This is a genomic window from Tsuneonella sp. HG249, from assembly GCF_053819205.1.
The window spans coordinates 2,223,374-2,244,655 of sequence record NZ_JBSOQY010000001.1 but is presented as its reverse complement, the minus strand read 5'-3'; the positions used below and the strand labels follow the sequence as shown (position 1 = coordinate 2,244,655).

21 protein-coding genes are annotated in these 21,282 nt (G+C 62.5%); 12 read left to right on the top strand and 9 right to left on the bottom strand.

The genetic code is table 11. The features are described from left to right. Positions 1–80 precede the first annotated feature (80 nt). Positions 81–1,691 carry a lysine--tRNA ligase gene (locus tag ACWPM1_RS11255; protein WP_455694920.1) on the top strand — a complete coding sequence of 537 codons (1,611 nt, stop codon included), beginning with the start codon at positions 81–83 and terminating at the stop codon, positions 1,689–1,691. A gap of 6 nt (positions 1,692–1,697) precedes the next feature. Continuing rightward, a complete protein-coding gene (locus ACWPM1_RS11250; protein ID WP_455694919.1) occupies positions 1,698–2,249 on the top strand; it encodes a DUF1003 domain-containing protein in 552 nt (183 codons plus the stop codon). Positions 2,250–2,256: 7 nt separating this feature from the next. On the opposite strand, the gene ACWPM1_RS11245 is transcribed toward ACWPM1_RS11250, so the two are convergent. The 3 genes from ACWPM1_RS11245 to ACWPM1_RS11235 all read right to left on the bottom strand — a co-directional run bounded on the left by ACWPM1_RS11245 (position 2,257) and on the right by ACWPM1_RS11235 (position 4,878). Then, positions 2,257–2,925 carry a prolyl hydroxylase family protein gene (locus tag ACWPM1_RS11245; protein WP_455694918.1) on the bottom strand — a complete coding sequence of 223 codons (669 nt, stop codon included), beginning with the start codon at positions 2,923–2,925 and terminating at the stop codon, positions 2,257–2,259. Positions 2,926–3,058: 133 nt separating this feature from the next. Beyond that, positions 3,059–4,042, bottom strand: coding sequence for an RcnB family protein (locus tag ACWPM1_RS11240; protein WP_455694917.1), 984 nt, complete (start codon positions 4,040–4,042; stop codon positions 3,059–3,061). 263 nt (positions 4,043–4,305) lie between these two features. Further along, positions 4,306–4,878, bottom strand: a complete 573-nt coding sequence (locus ACWPM1_RS11235) for an FMN-dependent NADH-azoreductase (RefSeq protein WP_455694916.1) — start codon at positions 4,876–4,878, stop codon at positions 4,306–4,308. A 95-nt stretch (positions 4,879–4,973) separates the two neighbouring features. On the opposite strand from ACWPM1_RS11235, the gene ACWPM1_RS11230 reads away from it, so the two are divergent. Further along, a complete protein-coding gene (locus tag ACWPM1_RS11230; protein ID WP_455694914.1) occupies positions 4,974–5,354 on the top strand; it encodes a winged helix-turn-helix transcriptional regulator in 381 nt (126 codons plus the stop codon). A 50-nt stretch (positions 5,355–5,404) separates the two neighbouring features. Here the strand turns inward: ACWPM1_RS11230 and ACWPM1_RS11225 are convergent, their stop codons facing one another. After that, complete coding sequence (locus ACWPM1_RS11225; protein ID WP_455694913.1) at positions 5,405–5,794, bottom strand: response regulator; 390 nt, start codon at positions 5,792–5,794, stop codon at positions 5,405–5,407. 204 nt (positions 5,795–5,998) lie between these two features. After that, positions 5,999–7,672, bottom strand: a complete 1,674-nt coding sequence (gene ettA, locus ACWPM1_RS11220; RefSeq protein WP_455694912.1) for an energy-dependent translational throttle protein EttA — start codon at positions 7,670–7,672, stop codon at positions 5,999–6,001. Positions 7,673–7,805: 133 nt separating this feature from the next. Here ettA and ACWPM1_RS11215 point away from each other — a divergent pair, with 133 nt between their 5' ends. Next, on the top strand, positions 7,806–9,542 hold the full coding sequence (locus ACWPM1_RS11215) for a DEAD/DEAH box helicase (protein WP_455694911.1): 1,737 nt from the start codon (positions 7,806–7,808) through the stop codon (positions 9,540–9,542). A gap of 22 nt (positions 9,543–9,564) precedes the next feature. Here the strand turns inward: ACWPM1_RS11215 and ACWPM1_RS11210 are convergent, their stop codons facing one another. The 3 genes from ACWPM1_RS11210 to ACWPM1_RS11200 all read right to left on the bottom strand — a co-directional run bounded on the left by ACWPM1_RS11210 (position 9,565) and on the right by ACWPM1_RS11200 (position 12,071). Continuing rightward, positions 9,565–10,203 (bottom strand): cytochrome b/b6 domain-containing protein, encoded by a 639-nt coding sequence (locus ACWPM1_RS11210; RefSeq protein ID WP_455694910.1) that lies wholly within the window; start codon positions 10,201–10,203, stop codon positions 9,565–9,567. Between the two features lie 38 nt (positions 10,204–10,241). After that, positions 10,242–10,628 carry a c-type cytochrome gene (locus tag ACWPM1_RS11205; protein ID WP_455694909.1) on the bottom strand — a complete coding sequence of 129 codons (387 nt, stop codon included), beginning with the start codon at positions 10,626–10,628 and terminating at the stop codon, positions 10,242–10,244. A gap of 768 nt (positions 10,629–11,396) precedes the next feature. Further along, a complete protein-coding gene (locus ACWPM1_RS11200) occupies positions 11,397–12,071 on the bottom strand; it encodes a hypothetical protein (RefSeq protein WP_455694908.1) in 675 nt (224 codons plus the stop codon). Positions 12,072–12,470: 399 nt separating this feature from the next. Here ACWPM1_RS11200 and ACWPM1_RS11195 point away from each other — a divergent pair, with 399 nt between their 5' ends. Together ACWPM1_RS11195 and ACWPM1_RS11190 are read left to right on the top strand one after the other, a co-directional pair. Beyond that, positions 12,471–12,827: a bleomycin resistance protein gene (locus ACWPM1_RS11195; protein ID WP_455694907.1), complete on the top strand. Its 357-nt coding sequence runs from the start codon at positions 12,471–12,473 to the stop codon at positions 12,825–12,827. Then, on the top strand, positions 12,827–13,150 hold the full coding sequence (locus tag ACWPM1_RS11190) for a YnfA family protein (protein ID WP_455694906.1): 324 nt from the start codon (positions 12,827–12,829) through the stop codon (positions 13,148–13,150). Before ACWPM1_RS11195 ends, ACWPM1_RS11190 begins: the two co-directional genes overlap by 1 nt. Before the next feature lie 122 nt (positions 13,151–13,272). On the opposite strand, the gene ACWPM1_RS11185 is transcribed toward ACWPM1_RS11190, so the two are convergent. After that, positions 13,273–13,671: a MerR family transcriptional regulator gene (locus ACWPM1_RS11185; RefSeq protein WP_143251055.1), complete on the bottom strand. Its 399-nt coding sequence runs from the start codon at positions 13,669–13,671 to the stop codon at positions 13,273–13,275. A 70-nt stretch (positions 13,672–13,741) separates the two neighbouring features. Between ACWPM1_RS11185 and ACWPM1_RS11180 the strand changes: the two genes are divergently transcribed. The 6 genes from ACWPM1_RS11180 (at position 13,742) to ACWPM1_RS11155 (ending at position 21,168) form a co-directional block, all read left to right on the top strand. Then, positions 13,742–14,389, top strand: coding sequence for a cation transporter (locus ACWPM1_RS11180; protein WP_455694905.1), 648 nt, complete (start codon positions 13,742–13,744; stop codon positions 14,387–14,389). A 5-nt stretch (positions 14,390–14,394) separates the two neighbouring features. Continuing rightward, positions 14,395–14,982 (top strand): methyltransferase family protein, encoded by a 588-nt coding sequence (locus tag ACWPM1_RS11175; protein ID WP_455694904.1) that lies wholly within the window; start codon positions 14,395–14,397, stop codon positions 14,980–14,982. Between the two features lie 95 nt (positions 14,983–15,077). After that, a complete protein-coding gene (locus ACWPM1_RS11170) occupies positions 15,078–15,425 on the top strand; it encodes a hypothetical protein (RefSeq protein ID WP_455694903.1) in 348 nt (115 codons plus the stop codon). A gap of 58 nt (positions 15,426–15,483) precedes the next feature. Further along, complete coding sequence (locus ACWPM1_RS11165) at positions 15,484–16,692, top strand: TolC family protein (protein ID WP_455694902.1); 1,209 nt, start codon at positions 15,484–15,486, stop codon at positions 16,690–16,692. An 11-nt stretch (positions 16,693–16,703) separates the two neighbouring features. Continuing rightward, entirely contained in the window at positions 16,704–17,888 is a 1,185-nt protein-coding gene (locus tag ACWPM1_RS11160; protein ID WP_455694901.1) for an efflux RND transporter periplasmic adaptor subunit, read from the top strand. A 1-nt stretch (position 17,889) separates the two neighbouring features. Continuing rightward, on the top strand, positions 17,890–21,168 hold the full coding sequence (locus tag ACWPM1_RS11155; protein WP_455694900.1) for an efflux RND transporter permease subunit: 3,279 nt from the start codon (positions 17,890–17,892) through the stop codon (positions 21,166–21,168). Positions 21,169–21,282: the final 114 nt, after the last annotated feature.

Sequence of the window (21,282 nt, the reverse complement as noted above, 5' to 3'; positions counted from 1 at the left end):
GTGTGCCAAGTGTGCCAAGTCCTACAGCGCTTCGGGCCTTTCGCTTGCTTCCGCGGCGGTTTGGCTAAATGGAACCCGCGATGACCGACGACGCTCTTATTGAAGCCGCCCGTTCCTCCAAGGCCTGGCCGTTCGAGGAGGCGCGCAAGCTGTTGAAGCGTTATCCCGACGGACGCCGCCCGGATGGTGCGCCCGTGGTGTTCGAAACCGGCTACGGCCCAAGCGGCCTGCCGCATATCGGAACCTTCCAGGAAGTTCTGCGCACGACGTTCGTCCGCCGCGCGTTCGAAGCGCTGACCGGCGGTGTGCCGACTAGGCTGGTCGCGTTCAGCGATGACATGGACGGGCTGCGCAAGGTGCCTGACAATGTGCCCAACGGGGAGTTGCTGACTGCCAATCTCGGCAAGCCCCTGTCGCGCATCCCGGATCCCTTCGGGGCCGGATTCGACAGCTTCGCCGCCCACAACAACGCCAAGTTGCGCGAATTCCTCGATCACTTCGGGTTCGACTACGAGTTCATCTCGTCGAGCGAGATGTACAGCTCGGGGCGGTTCGACGAGGCTCTGCGCGGGGTGCTGCGCAACTATCGCGCGATCATGGACGTCATGCTGCCGACGCTGCGCGCGGAACGGGCCGCGACCTACTCGCCGGTTCTTCCGGTCAGCCCGATTTCGGGCAAGGTGCTGCAAGTGCCGGTCGAAGTGATAGACGCCGAAGCAGGCACGATCCGTTTCACGGACGAGGACGGTACGCCTGTCGAGCAGTCGGTTCTCGGCGGAATGGCGAAGCTGCAGTGGAAGGTCGACTGGGCAATGCGCTGGGTGGCGCTGGGGGTCGACTACGAAATGTACGGCAAGGACCTGACCGACAGCGGCGTCCAGTCGGGCAAGATTGCGCAGGTACTCGGCGGCCGGAAGCCGGAGGGGCTGATCTACGAGCTGTTCCTCGATGCGAACGGCGAAAAGATCTCCAAGTCCAAGGGCAACGGCCTGACGATCGAGGAATGGCTGACTTACGGCAGCGAGGACAGCCTCGGCGGCTACATCTATCCGAACCCCAAGAGCGCCAAGAGCCTGCATGCAGGAGTGATCCCGAAGGCTGTCGACGACTACTGGCAATTCCGCGCTGCCTTGGCCGAGCAGCCGCTTGACAAGCAGCTCGGCAACCCGGCCTGGCACTTGCTCGGCGCGACCGACCCGGAGAGGAAGGGCGCCGGCGATAGCCTGCCGGTGACTTACTCGTTGTTGCTCAACCTGATCGGCGTGCTCGGCGCTTCGGCGACGCGCGAGCAGGTGTGGTCCTATCTCGGTAATTACGTCGCGAATGCTGACCCCGCCGCGCATCCCGAGCTGGACAAGCTCGTCGGCAATGCACTCGCCTACAATCGCGATCTTGTCGCGCCCGAGCTCTCGCGCACGTCGCCGAGCGCCAACGAGGCTATGGCGTTGCGGGAACTCGACAAAATCCTATCTCAAGTTAATCTGGACGCCTCGGCAGAGGACTTGCAGACGATGGTTTATGAAATCGGCAAGCGCGAGGAGCTCGGCTTCGCGTCGCTGCGCGACTGGTTCCAGACGCTCTACCGCACCCTCCTGGGCAGTGATCAGGGCCCGCGGATGGGCAGCTTCATCGCGCTCTACGGCATCGAAAACACGCGTCGGCTGATCGGCGAAGCCTTGGCGCGCAGCTGAAGCGTCGTGCGCAAATCATTCGATACCAGCCCCGAGGCCTTGGCGGAGGACTTGCTCGGCCGGCCTTTCGATGAACTCGACGAGGATGAGAAGCGCGTCCTGTGCCGCGTCGCCTCGACCGAGATCGAGCTCGATCCCGACGAGATCGACGTGGTCAATGTCAGGCTCGGCGACCGGATGGCCGACAGGGTCGCTGCGATCGGCGGTAGCTGGGGCTTCATCATCGCCTTCCTCGCGCTCATGGTGCTGTGGATGGCTCTTAACGTAATGCAGGCCTGGGGGGTTCGGTTCGACCCGTTCCCCTTCATCCTGCTTAACCTCACGCTATCGACATTGGCGGCCTTGCAGGCACCTATCATCCTCATGAGCCAGAACCGCCAGGCCAAGAAGGACCGCATTACCAACCGGCACGACTACGAGATCAACTTGCGCACGGTGGTCGAAATTACCCGCCTGTCGCGCAAGCTCGACCGGATCGCGCACTTCGCGGTGCGGGAAGCGAAGAAAGCCGAAGAGACGATCGAGGAAGCGATGGAGGAAGTGCGTCATCAGAGTTGACGACCGCCTACTTCCATTTGCGCGTGCGATACCACTTGGTGAGCACGTATTTGACGCCCTCGACCACCGGCGTGCCGGCGTGGAGGGTTCCTTCGTTCGGGCTGCCGTCGGGCAGGGCGTTGTTCCACACCAGCAACACCCCCGGCTTGGGCTCGATCTTGGCGCCCACTTCCACGAAGTGGGTTTCGCCGCCCTTGTCCACCTTGTTGAGGAACGCCATCGCCGTCCATGCCCGCTGCCCGCCGCGCTTACGCTCGCCGCGCCAGTACTCCTGGTCGGTGTAGAACCAGTCGTTGTGCGGCTTGAACTGCTGCCCCGGGAAGTAGCGTTGCCCCTGGATCGCCTCGCCGCAGATGCCGTTGATGCCGAGTAGGTCGTCGATCCGTCGGCTCACTGCCATGACCAGCGGCTCGTGCGGGCTGAGGTCTCCGGAATAGGATGTGCGGAAGCCGGTCGCGTAGTCCTGGTCGTAAAGCGAACTCGGACGGGCCACGGTATCGATCATCCGCATCAGCCGCTCGCACTCACCGGGAGTCAGGAAGTTGCCGATGGCGAAGATTTCCGCCTTATCGGTCGGCACCTTGTAGACCTGCGGATTCCCGGCGAGGCGATTGCGGACGGATTCGCCCACGCGGCGAAGCGCGTCCTTGTCCGGAATCAGTTCGGTCGTAGCCATTTGGCTTTCCTAGCAATCGGCTTGCCGCGCGCAAACCTTCCGCGGCATTCCGAAAAAGAACCCCCGCCGGCGCAAAGGCTGGCGGGGGTTCAGTTCTCCCAAGAGCAGGCCACTCAATCCCGCCCGGGAAAGCTCACCAGAAGAAATCGTAAACCACGTCGACCACTTCGCCGCTGTAGATGTCGACCAGCAGCGCGTCATCGTAGTAGCGGACCCAGCGATAGGGGCCGTAGGCCGCGGGCAGGCGGTACTGCCACGGATCGTTGATCCAGTAGCGGCTGCCATAAAACAGGCTGCCGAGGCGAAAACCGATGCTCAGCCGGCTGTAGCGGTAATCGCGATAGGGCGAGTAGTAGCTGCCGAGACGAAAGATGCTGCGATTGGCATTGCGGTAGCTGTACCAGTTGTACCGATTGTCACGGCGCCAGTCGTGATTGTTCCAGCGACGGTGGTCGCCTGAATAGCGGCGCCCGTCGCGATTGCCGTCCCACCGGCGATCGTCCGACCGGTCGCCGTCGCGATAGCCTTCGCGATAGGCGTTCTGCTGCTGGCGATTGTCGCGCCAAGAGTCGGTGCGGCGACCATCGCGATAGCCGTTACGGTAGGTCTGATTGCGGTCGCGGTCGCTGTAGGTGCGGTTGCGTTCCCACCCGCCCGATGTCCGTGCTGCGGCGCGAGCCTGAGCGGCGGATTGGGCTTCAGCTTGCGCACGGGCGGCGCGCGCCTGGCCCCAGTCGTTGCTGGTGTTGTCGCGGCGGTTCCACTCGAGTCCCGAGCGTTCGGCGCCGGTTCCGCTGCGGCGGTCGCTGCGGTTCCAGTCACGTCCGCTGCGTTCCTGCGCGACCGGCGACTGGGCCTGTGCCTGCCATTGCCGCTGCGGTCGCTGCACGACCCGGGGTGCCTGGGCAGGTTGCTCCGCGCGCTGGGCGCGGCGTTCCTGGCGAGCTTCGGCGCGTTCGACGTGCTGGGGCCGTTCGGCTCGCTGGTCGCCGCTGCGATTTTCGCGCAGACGTCCGCGGCGATCCTCGTCTTGAGCAGTGACGGGCAGCGCCCCGATGGTTAGCGCTGCGGCAAGCGCGGTTACGCTTCCGGCACGCAGCAGGTTCCTGATATTCATGGGCGTACTCCGTGTCGAAGAACCGCCCCACCACCTGCGGTCTGATTAACGACTCGATAGCTAGTTAATCGCGGCTGTCGCGAAACTGAACGACGGCACACTTGGCACACTGTTCTGGAGACGAAAATTCTCGCCCGCCAAGCTGCTCCCGCGATCGGCCGGCGCCAGTCGAGAGGAAGCGGCGAAGTCGGTAGCGGACGAGCATGCCTGACAGATTAGCAAGGCACCCCTGATGTAGGAAAATGCTTTGTCGAACGCGAGTATCAAGCGGCGACCGGAACCAACTGCCCGATGTGCCGGTAAGCAGCGGCGACTGCGGCCTCCCGCTCAGCGGGACCGACCTTGAGGCCCTCGGCGATCACGAAGGTGAGGTCGGTGACGCCGAGGAAAGCGAAAACGTCCGCCATATAGCGCTCGGCGTGCTCGATCGCGCGCTGACCGCTGTCCTCGCTATAGACGCCGCCACGCGCGACCGCAACGATCACGCGCTTGTCGCCCGACAGGCCCTCGGGGCCGGTGGCGGTGTAGCGGAAGGTCTCGCCGGCGACGGCGATGCGGTCGATCCAGGCCTTGAGTTGGCTCGGAATGCCGAAATTGTACATCGGCGCGCCGATCACCACGGTATCGGCCGCCTTGAACTCGGCGAGCGCGGTCTGCGATTCCTCGCTCGCAAAGCCGGGGAGGGTGAGGTGGTCGAGCGGGTCGGCTGCGAGGTCGCGGTAGGTCACTCGCGTGCCCGTTCCGGCGGCGGTGAGTTCACGCAGGATGGCGGCAGTGAGCGCGCGGCTGGCGCTGTCATCGCCCGTGATGGCGGAATCGAGGTGCAGAATGTTCATGGTGTAAACTCCGGTCACAAATGTTGACCAGCACCACATAAGTGACCATATTGGCCTCGCAAGAACGCAAATTTCGCTGACCAGGTCACACCGGTATGACTGAGAACCCGCACCCCCACGCCAACCCCGACTGCCGCGCCGTTAGCGAGTTGCTTAGCCGGGTTGGCGACAAATGGACCGTGCTGATCGTCAAGGCGCTCACCACAAAACGCTGCCGGTTCAACGAACTCAAGCGCGAGATCGGCGGTATCAGCCAGCAAATGCTGACGCGCACCCTGCGGACCCTCGAACGCGACGGGATGGTGGATCGCACGGTGCATCCCACGTTACCGCCTTCGGTCGAATACAACCTGACTGAACTGGGCCGGTCGCTGGCGGTGCCAGTGCTGGCGCTAGCCGACTGGACCTTCGCTCACCTGCCGCAGATTCACGCAAACCGGGCAGAATACGATGCGCTGATGAGGAAAGCGGCCTGAGAGCGACTCAATTGCCAGAGATGCCCGAAGGCAGAACCGCGGTGGGGGATTTAGCCCTGGGGCGGTGCCGGTGGATTAGCCACCAGCAAGTTGGACAACGCCGCAACGAGTTCGGCGTGGGCAAAAGGCTTTTGAAGAACTACGCTGAGCGGAACGCCGTTCGCTGCCCACTGATCTGCGCTGTCGCCGGTGACGTAAACGACCGCGAGTGAGGGGAACTTCTCGCGAGCCTTGTGCGCAATGTCCCACCCGCTCGCGCCGGGCATGCGAACGTCCGTGACCAGGCCGCGAAGCGTTTCGGCCTTCTCGATTTCCTCAATGGCGGAGTCGCCGTCAGCCGCCTCGACGACGCTATAGCCTCCTTCATCGAGGGCTTCGACAAGCGCGAGCCTTACAAGCATCTCGTCATCCACGACGAGGATCGGCGGAATATCGTCCATAAAACCCGGCCAGTGCGAATGGAGCGACCCATTCCGTTTGCTGGAATATCAGAGCGGAGCGGAATCGCCTCTGCACGGCCAGAGGTTCGATGACGCTATAAACATCCCGCGATGCTTACCGTTCCGGCGAGGGCAATGCCCCGTCATTGGCGAGACTGCAACCGGTCACCGGGACATTTTCGGCGCGGGCGACGCGGGTCCCAGTCACCTGGTGAGCTTCTTGTAAGCCAGGCGCGTGGGGCGGTCCGCTGCGTCGCCCAGGCGGCGGCGCTTGTCCTCCTCGTACGCTTCGAAGTTGCCTTCGAACCACTCGACATGGCTGTCGCCTTCGAAGGCAAGGATGTGGGTGGCCAGACGATCAAGGAAGAAGCGGTCGTGGCTGATGACCACGGCGCACCCGGCGAAGTTCTCGATCGCTTCCTCGAGCGCGCCGAGGGTTTCGACGTCGAGGTCGTTGGTCGGCTCGTCGAGCAGCAGCACGTTGCCGCCCTGTTTGAGCATCTTGGCCATGTGCACGCGGTTGCGTTCGCCGCCCGACAGCTTGCCGACGTTCTTCTGCTGCGCCGGGCCCTTGAAGTTGAACGCGCCGACATAGGCGCGGGTCGACATGTCCTGCCCGTTGACCTTCATGTAGTCGAGCCCGTCGGAAATCTCCTCCCACACGTTGTGCTTGGGGTTGAGGTCGTCGCGGCTCTGGTCGACGAAGCCGAGGTGGACGGTGCTGCCGATCTCCACTGTGCCGCCGTCGGGCGTCTCCTTGCCGGTAAGGATCTTGAACAGCGTCGACTTGCCCGCGCCGTTGGGACCGATCACGCCGACGATGCCGCCGGGGGGCAGGGTGAAGCTGAGGTCTTCGAACAGCAGCTTGTCGCCGTAGGCCTTTGAGATGTTCTTCGCTTCGATCACCTTGCCGCCCAGGCGCTCGGGCACCTGGATGACGATCTGCGCCTTGCCGACCGGGCGGTTGTCCTGCGCGTTCTGCAGCTCCTCGAACTTGCGGATGCGCGCTTTCGACTTGGTCTGGCGCGCCGCCGGAGTCTGGCGAATCCACTCGAGTTCGCGCTGCAGCGCCTTCTGCTTGCCGCTCTCCTCGCGGCTTTCCTGCTCGAGGCGCTTGGCCTTCTTCTCGAGGTAGGTCGAGTAGTTGCCTTCGTACGGGTAATAGCTGCCGCGATCGAGCTCGAGAATCCAGCCGACCACGTTGTCGAGAAAGTAGCGGTCGTGAGTGATCATCAGCACCGCGCCCGCATATTCCTTGAGATGGTTCTCGAGCCACTGGACGCTCTCGGCGTCGAGGTGGTTCGTGGGCTCGTCGAGCAGCAGGATGCCGGGCTTCTGGATCAGCAGGCGGGTGAGCGCGACGCGGCGCTTCTCGCCGCCCGACAGGCTCTGCACGCCCATGTCGCCGGGGGGGCAGCGCAGCGCTTCCATCGCGATTTCGAGCTGGTTGTCGAGCGTCCACCCGTCGACCGCGTCGATCTTGGCCTGCAGTTCGCTCATCTCTTCGCCGAGCTTCTCGAAGTCGGCGTCAGGCTCCCCCATTTCGGCGGCGATGGCATTGTAGCGCTCGACGAGGTTTGCCGTCTCGCGGGCGCCGTCTTTAACGTTCTCGAGCACGGTTTTTGTGGGGTCGAGTTCGGGCTCCTGCTCGAGATAGCCGACGGAGATGTTCTCGCCCGGCCAGGCTTCGCCGACGAAGTCATTGTCGATCCCCGCCATGATCTTGATCAGCGTGGACTTGCCGGCGCCGTTGGGGCCGACGATGCCGATCTTGGCGCCCTGGTAGAACTGCAGGTTGATATTCGACAGAACCGGCTTTGGCGCGCCGGGGAATGTCTTCGTCATGCCCTTCATGACATATGCGTATTGGGCGGCCATCGGTGGTCCTTCGGGTAAACGGCAAGTGGCTGGAATTCGGCGCGCCAGATAGGGGCTGGGGCGGGACGGGGCAAGCGGGTAGGCGGCGCATTGGCTGGTGCTTTCTTGCGCGAATGCGCCTAACGGCCCCGCCATGCCCTATTCCAGCTTGCCTCCCGTCCTCGCGGAAGCCCTCCGCGCGCGCGCCTATCTCGAACCGACGCCGGTGCAGGCCGCCGTCATCGCACCTGATGCCGCGGGGCGCGACCTGGTGGTGTCGGCGCAAACCGGCTCCGGCAAGACGGTTGCGTTCGGCCTCGCCATGGCAAGCGAGCTGCTCAAGGCCGACGGGAGCGCCGAGCTCGGCGGCCAGCCGCTCGCGCTGGTGATCGCGCCGACGCGTGAGTTGGCGCTGCAGGTGAGCCGGGAGTTAGTCTGGCTGTACGGAAAGGCCGGGGTCCGGGTCGCGACTTGCGTCGGCGGCATGGACCCTTCGAAAGAACGCCGCGCGCTCCGCGAGGGGCCGCAGATCGTGGTCGGCACGCCGGGGCGGCTGCGCGACCATCTCGAGCGGGGCGCGCTCGACCTGGCCGGACTGAGGACCATTGTCCTCGACGAGGCCGACGAGATGCTCGACATGGGTTTCCGCGAAGATCTCGAGGAAATTCTCGACGCCACGCCAGACACGCGCCGCACATTGCTTTTCTCGGCCACCATGCCGCCAGCCATCGCGAACCTTGCCAAGCGCTACCAGCGCGACGCGTTGCGCATCTCGACCGTCGGCGACGACCGCGGCCACGGCGACATCACCTACCAGGCGGTCACCGTCGGTCCGGCCGAGATCGAGCACGCTGTGGTCAACCTGTTGCGCTTTCATGAGGCGGAAACCGCGATGCTGTTCTGCGCCACGCGCGAGAACGTGCGACGGCTGCACGCCATCCTGCAGGAGCGGGGGTTCGCCGTAGTCTCATTGTCGGGTGAGCACTCACAGTCGGAGCGCAATCAGGCGCTGCAGGCGCTGCGCGACCGCCGGGTGCGCGTGTGCGTGGCGACGGACGTCGCTGCCCGGGGGATCGACCTTCCGACGCTGAGCCTGGTCGTGCATGTCGAGTTGCCGCGCGATGCCGAAACGCTCCAGCACCGCTCGGGGCGAACCGGACGGGCGGGCAAGAAGGGCACAGCGGTCCTGATCGTGCCTTATCCGCGCCGCCGGCGCGTCGAATCGATGCTGCGCGGCGCGCGCATCGAGGCCGAATGGATCCCCGCGCCCACCGCCGATGAGATCCGCCGGAACGACCGCAAGCGCCTGCTGGAAATGCTTCTGGCACCCGCAGAGTTCGACGACGAGGACCGGGCGCTGGCGGCCGAATTGATGGCTGAGCGCAGCGGCGAGGATATCGCGGCAGCGCTCGTCCGCGCCCATCGCGCGACGCTGCCGCAAGCCGAAGACCTTACCGCCAACACACCCGAAGCGCGCCAGGCCGACCGCACCGAGCGGCACCGGCCCGGATTCGAGGATGTCGTCTGGTTCCACATGGACGTCGGCCGGCGCCAGAACGCCGATCCGCGCTGGATCCTGCCGCTGCTGTGCCGCCGCGGCCACATCACGCGCAACGAGATCGGCGCCATCCGCATCAGCGCCAACGAGACCCACTTCCAGATACCGCGCGCGATCGCGGGCAAGTTTGCCGGCGCGGTCGCACGCACTGCGGGCACGGAGGACGGCGGCGATGTCCGAATCGAGGAAGCGCCCGACACGCCGCGGGACGTCGCAAAGCAACGCCGCAAGGGCAACGAGGCGCAAGCACGACCGGTCCACGCAAACCGGCGGCCCGGGCCTCCGCACGGCAAGAAGCCGCACCGCAAGGGAGGCAAGTCGCCGCGGCCCTAGCTATCCTCGCGGACGGCTCCCGTCAGCCGAGAGGAGCCCCGCTCCAGATCCACCAGGCGAACGTCAGCGCGATCACCGCGCATGCCGCCGCACGCCAGCCGGCGACGGTAGTGAGCCCGGCCTCCGAGACGAGCGCCTTGCTCCTGCCCGTAAGCATCGGCGACACGAGGTTGTTCCGTTTGACGAACAGGTAGAACAGGATCGCGGCAATGTGCACCGCCACGGCCGCCAGGACCGCGTAGAACAGCACCTCGTGCGCCTCGGTCGCGAAATCTCCTGCGGCGTATGACACACGCTGGTTCAACGGGCCGGTGACGCCGTCGTCCTCGTCTCCTGAGAACAGGCCGAGCGCCACCTGCAGCGCCAGCAGGCCCAGGAGCAGGAGCGCGCTGTAACCGCCCACGGGATTGTGCCCCACGCCCGAGTGTCGCGTTTTGCCCTTCAGATACGCCAGCACCTGCCCGGGCCCACGCACGAAGTTGCCGAAGCGCGCGGTGGAGCTCCCAGCAAACCCCCAGAGGATGCGGAACACGACGAGCGCGAGGACGACGAGCCCGATCCGCATGTGCCAGTCCATCTCGTGGTTCTCACCGGTCCACCAAAGCGCGGGCAGGGCCAGTACGAGGCTCCAGTGCACCGCCCGGACGGGCAGGTCCCACACGGCCGTCGATGACGGCGACGCGGCCTCGCCTGGCGAAATCATGATTTCTTCTGGCGGAAGTTGTCGTGACAGGCCTTGCAGGTGCCGCCCATCGTTGCGGCGGCGGATCTCGTTTCGTCCGCATCGCCGCCGTTGGCCGCGCTCTGCAGCGCCTTGGCCGAAGCAACGAGCTTGTCGGCAGCCGCCGAGAATTCGGCGGGCTTCTCCCAGATAGTCGGCAGCGCTTCGGTCTTCAGTCCGGCCTCCGGCCCGCTTCCGACGGGGAAGTAGCCACGGATCGGCGGGCCTCGTGCGGCGATGTCCGCTGCGCTTGCCCCGACGGCCTTCAGGTCAGGCGCGTCGCGCTCCAGCTCCTTTTTGATCGCCTTGTTGGCCTTGCTGATCGCCTCGAAGTTATCGTGACGTATCTCGACGAGCTCGGCCATCGATGGCGCTTCCGGAGACTTGTCCGGAGCCGGTGGAGGAGCCGATTCTTGGCAGGCAGAAACGGCCAATGCCAGTGCAGCCAAACCGATTGCTGCCGGTCGTCGTTCGAACATGCCGCTCCTCGATGCCGTCATTCGATCGAGCATTGTTTGCCGCATCGAGCGACCGGCAGAAAGACAAATCTGCCTGCGGACCGCCCAGCTGTTGGTCGGGGAGACAGGATTCGAACCTGCGACATCCTGCTCCCAAAGCAGATATTTTTCGCTTCATTACAGATGTTTATGGGTAAAACACTGCCCGTTTCGCACGGCGTGGCCGTAAGCTTGAAGGATCAGGCGTAAAATGTGGGGTAGCGTTGGCGACGATTCCTGGCGCTCTGCCATCTGAGCAACGTGTATTGGAGGCAAATCAATGGGATGGATGTAAAACACCCGAAATTTCGCACCAATCTGCTCAATGGCTTAGCTTAAAGCTGTAAAACAAAATCCGGCAAAACTAGCCGGCGAATGGGCCCTGGCTCGGTCCCCTTTCGTACACATAAACTCGCTCGCAGGACCTTCCACATCCTTCTGAATTTCAGTTCCAGATAGCCTATCTGAGATGGGTCGCACCGTTCGCAAATCTGCCTCGGCCGTCGGCTCGAGATCCTCCCCTGAATATCAAGCGAAGTCGGTTACGGCGCCTTTTCCGCAAATGTGTTTGTTAGGCCCGTGGCGGGTTGGTCGAGAGATTGTAAACCTGTGAGGAAGCTCAGCCCAGGGCGAAGCTCATGCCCAGACATTCACCTTGGGGCGTGCAATGAAAAGCGGACTGGGACACACCTCTTTGATCCGCTGCGCTAGATCTGATGCGAAAATTGAGAACCGCGGGGCACGTCCATCGTGCCCCAGTTCCATCTGCTTGTTGGTGAAGCACTCAATGTCGCTGGAAGAATGGTAACGCAGCAAGCCTGCAGCATCGAACAGGTTAATGCCAAGCAATCGAGCTACTCCCGCTCGCACGTCAGCCGCGCTACCGTAGAGCTTCGCATTGAAAGCCATCTCTTCTTCTGGAGGCCCTTGATACCCCCAGTTACTCAAGTCGCATGCTAGCCTGACAAGGGCCTCGGTGCGGAGCCGTGGAAGCCACGGCCGCAACACCTTCGGTTCTACGCCATGATGTGCGGCTGTCGATAATATCAGCACGTTGATCGCCCCGCTGATGTCGAGTTTTGCGAAATGTCCTGGGAGGCCATACCACCCCACAAGCGATGCAAACTCTGCCACAACGCTCGAGGGCCGATTGATCATACGCTCGAGTTGAGAGCTGTTGACAGACGTCTGAATCGCAGAAAATTCGCTGCTCATTGTCAATCCTAAAATGTCGATTGGAAACACTTCCTTGGCATCCGTCAAACTGCACTCAATGAGCGTGCAGATGGAATGCGAAGGAAGTGAGCTCATTGTATCAAATCTAGTAGATTTTGTCAATCAAAATCGGATTGGTAACGAGCTATTTCGAGTGGAAGAAGTTATGGATTAACTGCTCCACCGGACAATTCTTCCGGATACCGCTTCGGATGATAAGCTGAACTTTGGGGCCGTCCCCCGCGACGGACGCATCTGATTTTGTAAGGACGAAGAGTACGTAAGCACGCTGCATCACTGCGGATCCGGCGCCTAAGTCTCTATTCCGAGTGCCCGTTGAGCCCAGCCGCTCCGCGTGCTTGCTCCAGCGTCCAATAATGGGCCGGCAGCAGACATACCGCTTTCGGCTTGAACCGCGGGACAGCAGCCTGTCTGCTAACGACCATTGCGGACATTGAGCGGGAGGCAAATGTTCGGTCGCGCCGGAGGCCTGATATGGATCAAGTAACGCCCAGCCTGCCATCGAGAGATTTTGAGTCGACCTCGTCGTTCTACTCGCGTCTTGGTTTCATCGAAGGGTGGAGAGATGACGGCTGGATGGTATTGACGCGGGACAGCCTCACCCTAGAATTCTTCCCTCATCCGGAGCTAATTCCTGCGGATAGCTGGTTCAGCTGCTGCCTTCGGCTGGATGACCTATCGGGTTTCTACGCCCTGTGCACAGAGGCTGGTGTGCCCGAGCAGGGTTGGGGACATCCGCGTGTTCAGCCTCCGCAGGAGGAAGACAGCGGGCTTACCATCGCAGCGCTTATCGATCCTGACGGCACCCTCCTGCGCCTTATTCAAAATTGATGTCAGCATTTGCCTACATCGGAGCCGCACTCGCCGAAATTGCGGGCTGCTTCGCTTTCTGGGCTTGGCTCCGAATGGATAAGTCGCCGTGGTGGCTTGTGCCTGGAGTGCTGTCATTGGCGCTTTTCGCGTATCTGCTGACGCTTGTTGATGCGGAGCACGCTGGGCGCACGTATGCGGCTTACGGAGGCGTCTATATCGTCGCTGCGGTCGCGTGGTTGTGGGTGGTTGAAGGAGCGACGCCAGACCGCTGGGATATGACAGGCGCTGCAGTGTGCCTAGTGGGTGCAGCAATAATCCTCTTCGGACCCCGCCCTCTGTAGCACATTCAGCCAGACGTTGCTTTCCGATACGAGTAAATTGTAGGGCGCGCCGCAGCCGTAGGAGGTTCGTGCCAGCGGGCTGATCGACTCCACCGCCAAGGCTTCGAAACCGACAGTTGTCGCTAATTCTTGGGCGCGAGCGCCTCAATGATCCGGCAGTCGCCTACCGATCCTCCTGCGCACGACGAGACCACTGACTGTAGCTCACGACGAAGGGCATTAAGGTCCGCGAGCTTTCGCTCCACTTCGGAGAGGTGCTCACGCGCAATGCGGTCCACACTCGAACAGTCCTGACCTTTGCTGTCTGATAGTGTCAGGAGCGCGGCGATCTGCTCGAGGCTGAAACCTAGCTTCCTGGCACGCCGTATGAATGAAAGCCTATCAAGGTCGTCCTGCCCATACGCCCGGTAATTGTTGTCCCTGCGGCTGGGCGTCTTAAGCAAGCCATTCTTCTCGTAAAACCGAATGGTGACCGGCTTCACGCCGGTCGCCTTGCTCATCTGGCCGATCGTCAAACCCATCGCTTGACCCTCTACTTGCTATAAGGTGCATATGTGATGCCGACTCGGAGTTTGTCGAGGAGGTAGGACCGTGAGTGCGAGTTGTTCGGGTGGCGGATGCGCCACCGAAAGCGGACTGAATGATCCACGCTGGCGTCGGGCGCTGTGGATCGCTCTGGTCATCAATGGAGGCATGTTCGCCTTAGAACTGGTCGCTGGTGTTAGCGCCGATTCGCGTGCGTTGATGGCGGACGCTCTCGATTTTCTGGGCGATGCGGCGAACTACGCGATAAGCCTGGTCGTTGCCGGGATGGCCCTGGTCTGGCGAGCCCGCGCTGCTCTGCTCAAGGGCATCACACTGATCGCACTGGGTCTGTGGGTGCTCGGCAGCACTGCTTATGCTGCGGTGCTTGGGGCATCACCTCACGCCGGGACGATGGGCCTGATCGGCGTCTTGGCCCTGGTCGCCAACGTGGGCGTCGCATTGATGCTGTACCGCTTCCGCTCCGGCGACGCGAACATGCGCTCGGTTTGGATTTGCTCGCGGAACGACGCGATCGGCAACCTCGCGGTCGTGGCGGCCGCGGCTGGTGTGTTCGGCACTGGGACCGCTTGGCCCGATCTCGTCGTGGCCGCGATCTTGGCAACGCTTGGCCTTTCGGGCGGATTCCAGATTATTCGGCAAGCGCGAGGCGAGCTAGCGGACATCGCGCGGCCTCACGCGCACCCTGCGGAGTAGTGGCTATGGCTTTCGCGCTCTTGGTCTTCTTTGCGATGTTCTTTGCGCTGGCCTTCTTCTGGCCAACCTTCCGCCTGTGGCGACGCGACGGGGTGAGCGCCCTGGTTTTGCCATATGACGACACGGCCTATGGTCTAGTCGGGAAGTGGTTTCGCGCAACGCTAATAGCGGTATTCGCTTTGTTGATCGCGCTTTCGCTGGGACTTCCTGACCGAGTGCTCGGGCAATTGCGCTGGTTGGAGCACTCCGCACTTCAGAAAGCCGGCTGGGTCCTGCTGATATTGTCGCTGGTCTGGATAGTGGCAGCGCAGGCTCAAATGGGCGCTTCCTGGCGCATAGGGATTGACAAGGATACGCCGACGCCGTTGGTCACACGGGGGATCTTCGCGCACAGTCGGAACCCCATCTTTTTGGGCATGCGGGCAAGCTTGCTTGGCCTCTTCCTGGTCCTTCCCAGCGGGATGACGCTTGCAATATTCCTTCTCGGCGAAGTGCTGATGCAAGTGCAAGTTCGGCTTGCAGAGACGCATCTCTCAGCCCTGCACGGGGACAGCTTCGAACAGTATCGCCGATCTGTGCGACGCTGGTTTTGATCTAAGTCTCCCTCGTGCAGCTTAGCCAATGGCGAATGCGGCTTATGGTCACCGCACAATTGCTTGCGAGGAAGCGGTCTGATAGGCGGCCCTCCGTGCATCGTAGCGTTCTAGCTCTTCTCGTACTTTTCGGCCTGCTGTTAGGCAGCGTGAGTTCGCCTTTGCTAGCTCACCCCTCCGACGACGCTGCGGCCCACGCCGGTGAAGTATCCGGACATCTCGCAGAAGCCGAGAACCAGGCATCCGATGATGGTGCGCCTTCGGAACAAGCACCCACGGGATCAGGGTTAGCTATCCATCACCATTGCAGCTGCGCCACGCCGGTCTCCGCGATCGAGGCCGCCGCGAGCCGGGAGCTGATGGCCGAAGTTTATCTCGTGTCGTCGGTGCTCGCCATGCCCTCGCTGCGCAGCGCGCCCCCGATCGAGCCTCCCGCAACCTGAGTCTTTTGCCCGCGCGGGCTTGCTCGCGCGAACTGCATAGGATCAGGAGTATCTCAAAATGTTACGACGTTGGTGCGTCTCGCTTTTCGCGAGTGCGCTTGTCATTCCGGTCAGTTCAGCCCTAGCTGAACCGGTCACTCTCGGCCAAGCTCTGGATAAAAGCCTGCAAGCTTCGCCTCGAATTGTTCGAGCCCAGGCGCAACTTCGCGCGGCCGAGGCACGCGCAATCCAGGCTAGACTGCGTCCAAACCCTGAGCTCGAGCTGGAGCTGGAAAACTTTGCCGGCACCGGCCCCTACGACGTCTTTCGGCAAACCGAGACGACGCTGGCGGTTTCGCAGGAATTCGAACTCGGTGGCGAGCGTCGAGCGAGGCAGGGGGTCGCCGCCGCCGAGCTAAGCTTCGCTCAGCTGTCGCTACGAAAGGCCGAGGTTGATCTAGCCTACGATGTCGCGGCGGCGCATGCCGAGCTACGCGCGGCCGAAGAACGCGCAGTATTAGCTCGAAGCAACATCACGCGCGCCGAAGAGCTGTCCAGGGTAGCCGGGCTGCTAGTCGATGCTGGGCGTGACCCGCCCCTTCGCAAGTTGCGCGCCGATGCCCTGCTGGCCGAAGCACGCGCTGAAGCGCTCCGAACCTTCGGCCAACTCTTGACGGCCCGTCGGCGCCTTGGGCTTCTGATTGCCACCGACGATCCCGAGTTGTCGGCGTCTGGCAGCGATGTCCCTCCTACCGGCTCGCTACCTGCTCTAGCGGCGAGTCTCGACGAACGACTGGCTGCCGCTGAACGGGACACAAGCACCGCGCGGATCGCACTGGCGCGCGCAGAAGGTATGCCAAACATCACCGCGTCTGGCGGTGTGCGGCGGTTCGAAGAGACCGGTGACCATGCGCTGGTAATGGGTGTTTCGGTCCCCCTCCCGTTCAAGCGATCGGTCCGCTCCGGTGTGCCGATCGCTACCGCCGAACTGGACGCTGCAGAAGCCGCAGTGCTCCAAGCCCGGCTTGATACGAGCTTCACCCGACGCGAAGCAGAAAATTTGCTTGCCGCGGCTGACGAGCGTGTGGCCGCCTTGGCTGGCGCCGGCCTTCGCGAGGCTACCGAAGCTCTACGCGTTGCAGAGCTGGGTTACCGTGCGGGCAAGTTCCCGCTGCTTGAGCTTATCGAAGCCCAGGAAGCATTGAACCGCGCACGGCTGGCAGTGATCGATGCCCAACTTGACCGTGCTCTTGCCTTGGCCGCGCTTGCTCGCGCCAACGCTCAGTAGGATATCCAACGATGGAACTGCTCAAAAACGATAATCGCCGTTTCGCTTTCGCGGCGGCGGGGGCACTTGCGTTCACAGCCGGAGGCATTCTTCTTGGCCAGACCCTGTTCGACACCTCTCCGGACGCTGCAGAACCGGCAGGCGAAGAGGGGGAGCAGGGCGAAGCGGAGGAAAACCACGGTCCTGAAGGGTTCGTCGCGATTGACGGGGCTCGCGCTCAAGCTGCCGGCATAATCACCGAGGTCGTTCGCAGCGGCGGGATTGGCTCCGAGATCATCACCCAAGGCGTGGTTGCGGCGACCCCGGAGGGGGAGTCGGTTTTGACCGCACGCGCTGATGGAACAGTTGTGCGCATCAACCGCCGCTTGGGTGACTACGTCAACGCCGGGCAGGCGGTGGCAGTGATGGAAAGCCGCGAGGCCTCTTCGATAGCGTCAGAGCGCAGCGCCGCCGCCGCGCGGCTGGCGCTGGCGAGATCGACCTACGACCGCGAGAAGCGTCTATATGATGCCAAGGTAACCGCCCGCCAAGATCTGGAAGGAGCACAAGCGGCGTTGGCTGAAGCCCAAGCCGAGGTCAGGCGGACACAGGCTGCGGCCGGCGCCGCCAGGGTGAGCGGGGACGGTCGCACGCTATCCGTCGTTAGCTTAGTCTCTGGCCAGGTCACCAAGAGCGACGCCAAGCTGGGCGCGTTCGTCGCTGCCGGGACCGAGTTGTTCCGCGTCGCGAACCCGAACAGCATCCAGATCAATGCTTCCGTCTTGCCCGCCGATGCTGCGCGCATCCGTCCCGGTGTAGTGGCCGTTCTCGAATTGCCGGGAGGAAATACCCGCAGCGCAACAGTGCGCTCAATCACGCCTGGGCTCGATCCGGAGAGCCGTAGCCTTACTGCGGTACTGCAACCAGCTGGCGTAGCTGGGCTCAGCCAAGGCCAGGGTTTGCGTGTGCGAATCCGGTCGGGGGAGGACGGCGACGGGCGCATCACTTTGCCCGAAGAAGCTGTCCAGTCGGTCGAGGGCCGAGACGTCGTGTTCGTGAAGACCGCCAAAGGTTTCCAGGCCACAAACGTAACTACAGGCCAGCGCAGCGGCGGCCGGATCGAAGTCGTTAGCGGGCTACGTCCCGGCGTCACTATCGCCACGAGAAACGCTTTCTTGCTCAAGGCCGAACTCGGCAAGGGCGAGGCGGAGCATTAAGATGATCGAACGGATTCTCGATGCCGCCATCCGATTTCGGTGGGCGGTGGTCATCGTCACTCTGATTGTCTCGGCCTATGGGGTGACCCAGCTCCTCAAGCTGCCGATCGACGCGGTGCCGGACATCACTAACAAGCAGGTGCAGATCAACACAGTCGCGCCCAACCTCGGTCCGCTCGACATGGAGCGGTTGGTCACGTTTCCGGTCGAAACCGCGATGGCCGGTATACCTGGTCTCGAGGGTTCACGATCGATCTCGCGCAACGGTTTCAGCCAAGTAACCGTTGTCTTCGAGGACCATACCGACCTCTATTTCGCTCGTCAGCAGGTTGCGGAGCGCTTGAACCAGGCGAAAGGCGCGTTGCCTGAGGGCATCGAGCCCGAGATGGGTCCAGTTTCAACCGGACTCGGCGAAGTCCTGATGTACGTCGTCGACTTTGCTCCTGCTGGCACCAAGGCAAACCCAAAGATCCCCGGCCGGCCCGGCATACAGCCCGACGGCTCGTACCTGACTCCCGAAGGAGAGCTCCTCACAGATGACGTGGCCAAGCAAGGCTATCTACGCTCGGTCCAGGACTGGGTAATCCGTCCACAGCTACGCTCAGTGACGGGTGTTGCGGGCATCGACTCTATCGGCGGATACGAGAAGCAGTTCGTCGTCCAGCCAGATCCCGCAAAGTTGGTTAGCTTCGGGGTGTCCTTCACTGATCTAGCCGAGGCACTCGAGGCTGCCAATGTCTCGGTTGGCGCTAACTTCGTTGAACGCGGCGGGGAGGCGTTCCTGGTACGTGCAGACGGCCGCATACGCACTCTGGATGAAATATCCCGGGCCACGGTGGCCAATCGCGGCGGTGTGCCAGTCAGAGTGGGAGATGTTGCTACCGTCCAGATTGGCGGCGAGCTGCGTACCGGATCAGCCACTCAGAATGGCCGGGAAGTTGTCATCGGCACTGTGCTCATGCTCGCCGGCGGCAATAGCCGGATCGTAGCTGCAGCTGCCGACGAACGATTGGATCAAGTGGCAAAATCGCTTCCGCCGGGAGTGACCGTCAAGCCGGTGCTAGATCGATCCGAGCTGGTCGATGCGACCATTGGCACGGTCGAAAAGAACCTCGCCGAAGGTGCTCTTCTAGTTGCCGCTGTGTTGTTCTGGCTGCTTGGCAATTTCCGGGCCGCGATCATCGCGACGCTGGTTATCCCGATCTCATTCCTAATCATGGGCACCGGGATGAACTTCACGGGCACCTCGGGCAACTTGATGAGCCTGGGAGCTCTCGACTTCGGACTGATAGTCGACGGCTCGATCATCATCATCGAGAACTGTTTGCAACGCTTGGCACACCGTCAGCATCAGCTGGGACGCGTGCTTAACCTAAACGAGCGATTGCACGAGGTATTCGAAGCATCGCGCGAGATGGTGAAGCCGACGCTCTACGGGCAAGCGATCATTTTCCTCGTGTTCGTACCGTTGCTCACCTTCACGGGAGTGGAGGGCAAGACCTTTTCGCCGATGGCAATCACGGTGTTGCTCGCGCTCGCAGGTGCATTCGTGGCCTCCCTTACCTTCGTGCCTGCAATGATCGCCTTGCTCATCCGCGGCGAAGTTGCCGAGAAAGAGGTGAAGGCAGTGGCCTGGGTCAAGGAGCGCTACGAACCGGTGCTTAAGCGCGTGATCTCCCGGCCGTGGCCTTGGATCGGCGCCGGCGCGGGCACGTTCGGCGCGGCAGTGCTGGTTTTCATGATGCTGGGGAGCGAATTCCTTCCCGTGCTTGGTGAAGGCAATTTGGCAATGCAGGCTCTGCGGATCCCTTCGACCTCGCTCAACAAGTCGACCGAGATGCAGCGCCAAGTAGAGCGCGCGGTTATGAAACTACCAGAAGTGTCGCTTGTCTACTCCAAGACGGGCACCGCTGAAGTGGCAAGCGACCCGATGCCTGTGAATGCCTCGGATACATTCATCATCTTGAAACCGAAGGATGAGTGGCCCGACGGGGTTGATACCAAGGACGATGTTATCGAGCGCGTAGAAGGAGCGCTGGAACCCCTCATTGGAAACGCCGTAGAAATCAGTCAGCCAATCCAGCTGCGGTTCAATGAGCTCATCGCGGGCGTGCGAGGGGATATCGCCATCAAGGTCTATGGCGATGATCTCGAAGCCATGGGACGTACAGCCCAGGAGATCGCGGGAGTGCTCGACACCGTCCCGGGCGCAGCCGATGTAAAGGTCGAGCAGACAGCGGGCTTTCCCGTCCTCGACGTCCAGTTCGATCGCGACGCGATTGCTCGTTATGGGCTCAGCCTTCAGGACGTTAGCGACACGGTCGCGGCCGCCATGGGCGGGCGTGAAGCAGGGATCGTGTTTGAGGGTGATCGGCGATACGACATCGTTGTTCGTCTCGATAACTTCACCCGCAACGATCTCGACGCGGTCGGCGCGCTTCCAGTGATCCTCTCTGGCGAAGACGCGCACCGTGCTTCGGTGCCATTGCGCGAGGTCGCCCGCTTCAATTTCTCGGAAGGCCTCAACCAGGTCAGCCGAGAGAACAGCAAACGCCGCGTGGTCGTGCAAGCAAACGTGCGTGGCAACGATTTGGGTTCGTTCGTCTCCGAGGCGCAGGCCAAAGTCGCCGAGCAGATCAAGTTGCCGCCGGGTAGCTTCGTCGAATGGGGTGGACAATTCCAGAATCTCCAGGCGGCTTCCCGGACCCTGTCGCTTGTCATCCCGATCATCTTCGCGGCAATCTTCGGCATCTTGTTCATGGCGCTGGGAGGTATCCGTCAGTCTATCGCGGTTTATTCGGCCATCCCGCTTGCGTTGGCCGGGGGTGTGTTCTCGCTGCTGCTAACAGGGTTCCCCTTCTCGGTGTCTGCTGCCGTGGGGTTCATCGTGTTGTCCGGCGTGACGGTGCTGAACGGGCTCGTTGTGATGACCAGCATCAATCAGCGTCTCGACGCAGGGCGACCGGTGGATCAGGCCATTGCGGAAGGCACGATGGAACGCGTTCGTGCGGTGCTGATGACCGGTATCGTGCCCGCAATAGGGTTTGTGCCAATGGCGATTGCCACCGGCACTGGCGCTGAAGTGCAGAAGCCGCTGGCGATCGTCGTCATTGGCGGGCTGATCACTTCGACCTTGCTAACTCTCTTTGTCTTGCCCGCAATCAGTCACCTGTTGCTGCGCGGCCGCCACAAGGAGCACGTGCCTGGGGACTACAGCGATGTGACTTCGCTGGGCGAGCGGGTGGTCGACGACAATAGACCCGCAGGGCAGCCAGCATGAGTGCGGGGCCCGCAAGGTTTTGTGAGCGCGCAGTGAAACCGCGGGTTTCGGTTCTCCAAGCGCAACCTGCCGCGAAATTGGTGAGAGAGACAACTTGATGGCAAGCGTAGCTGA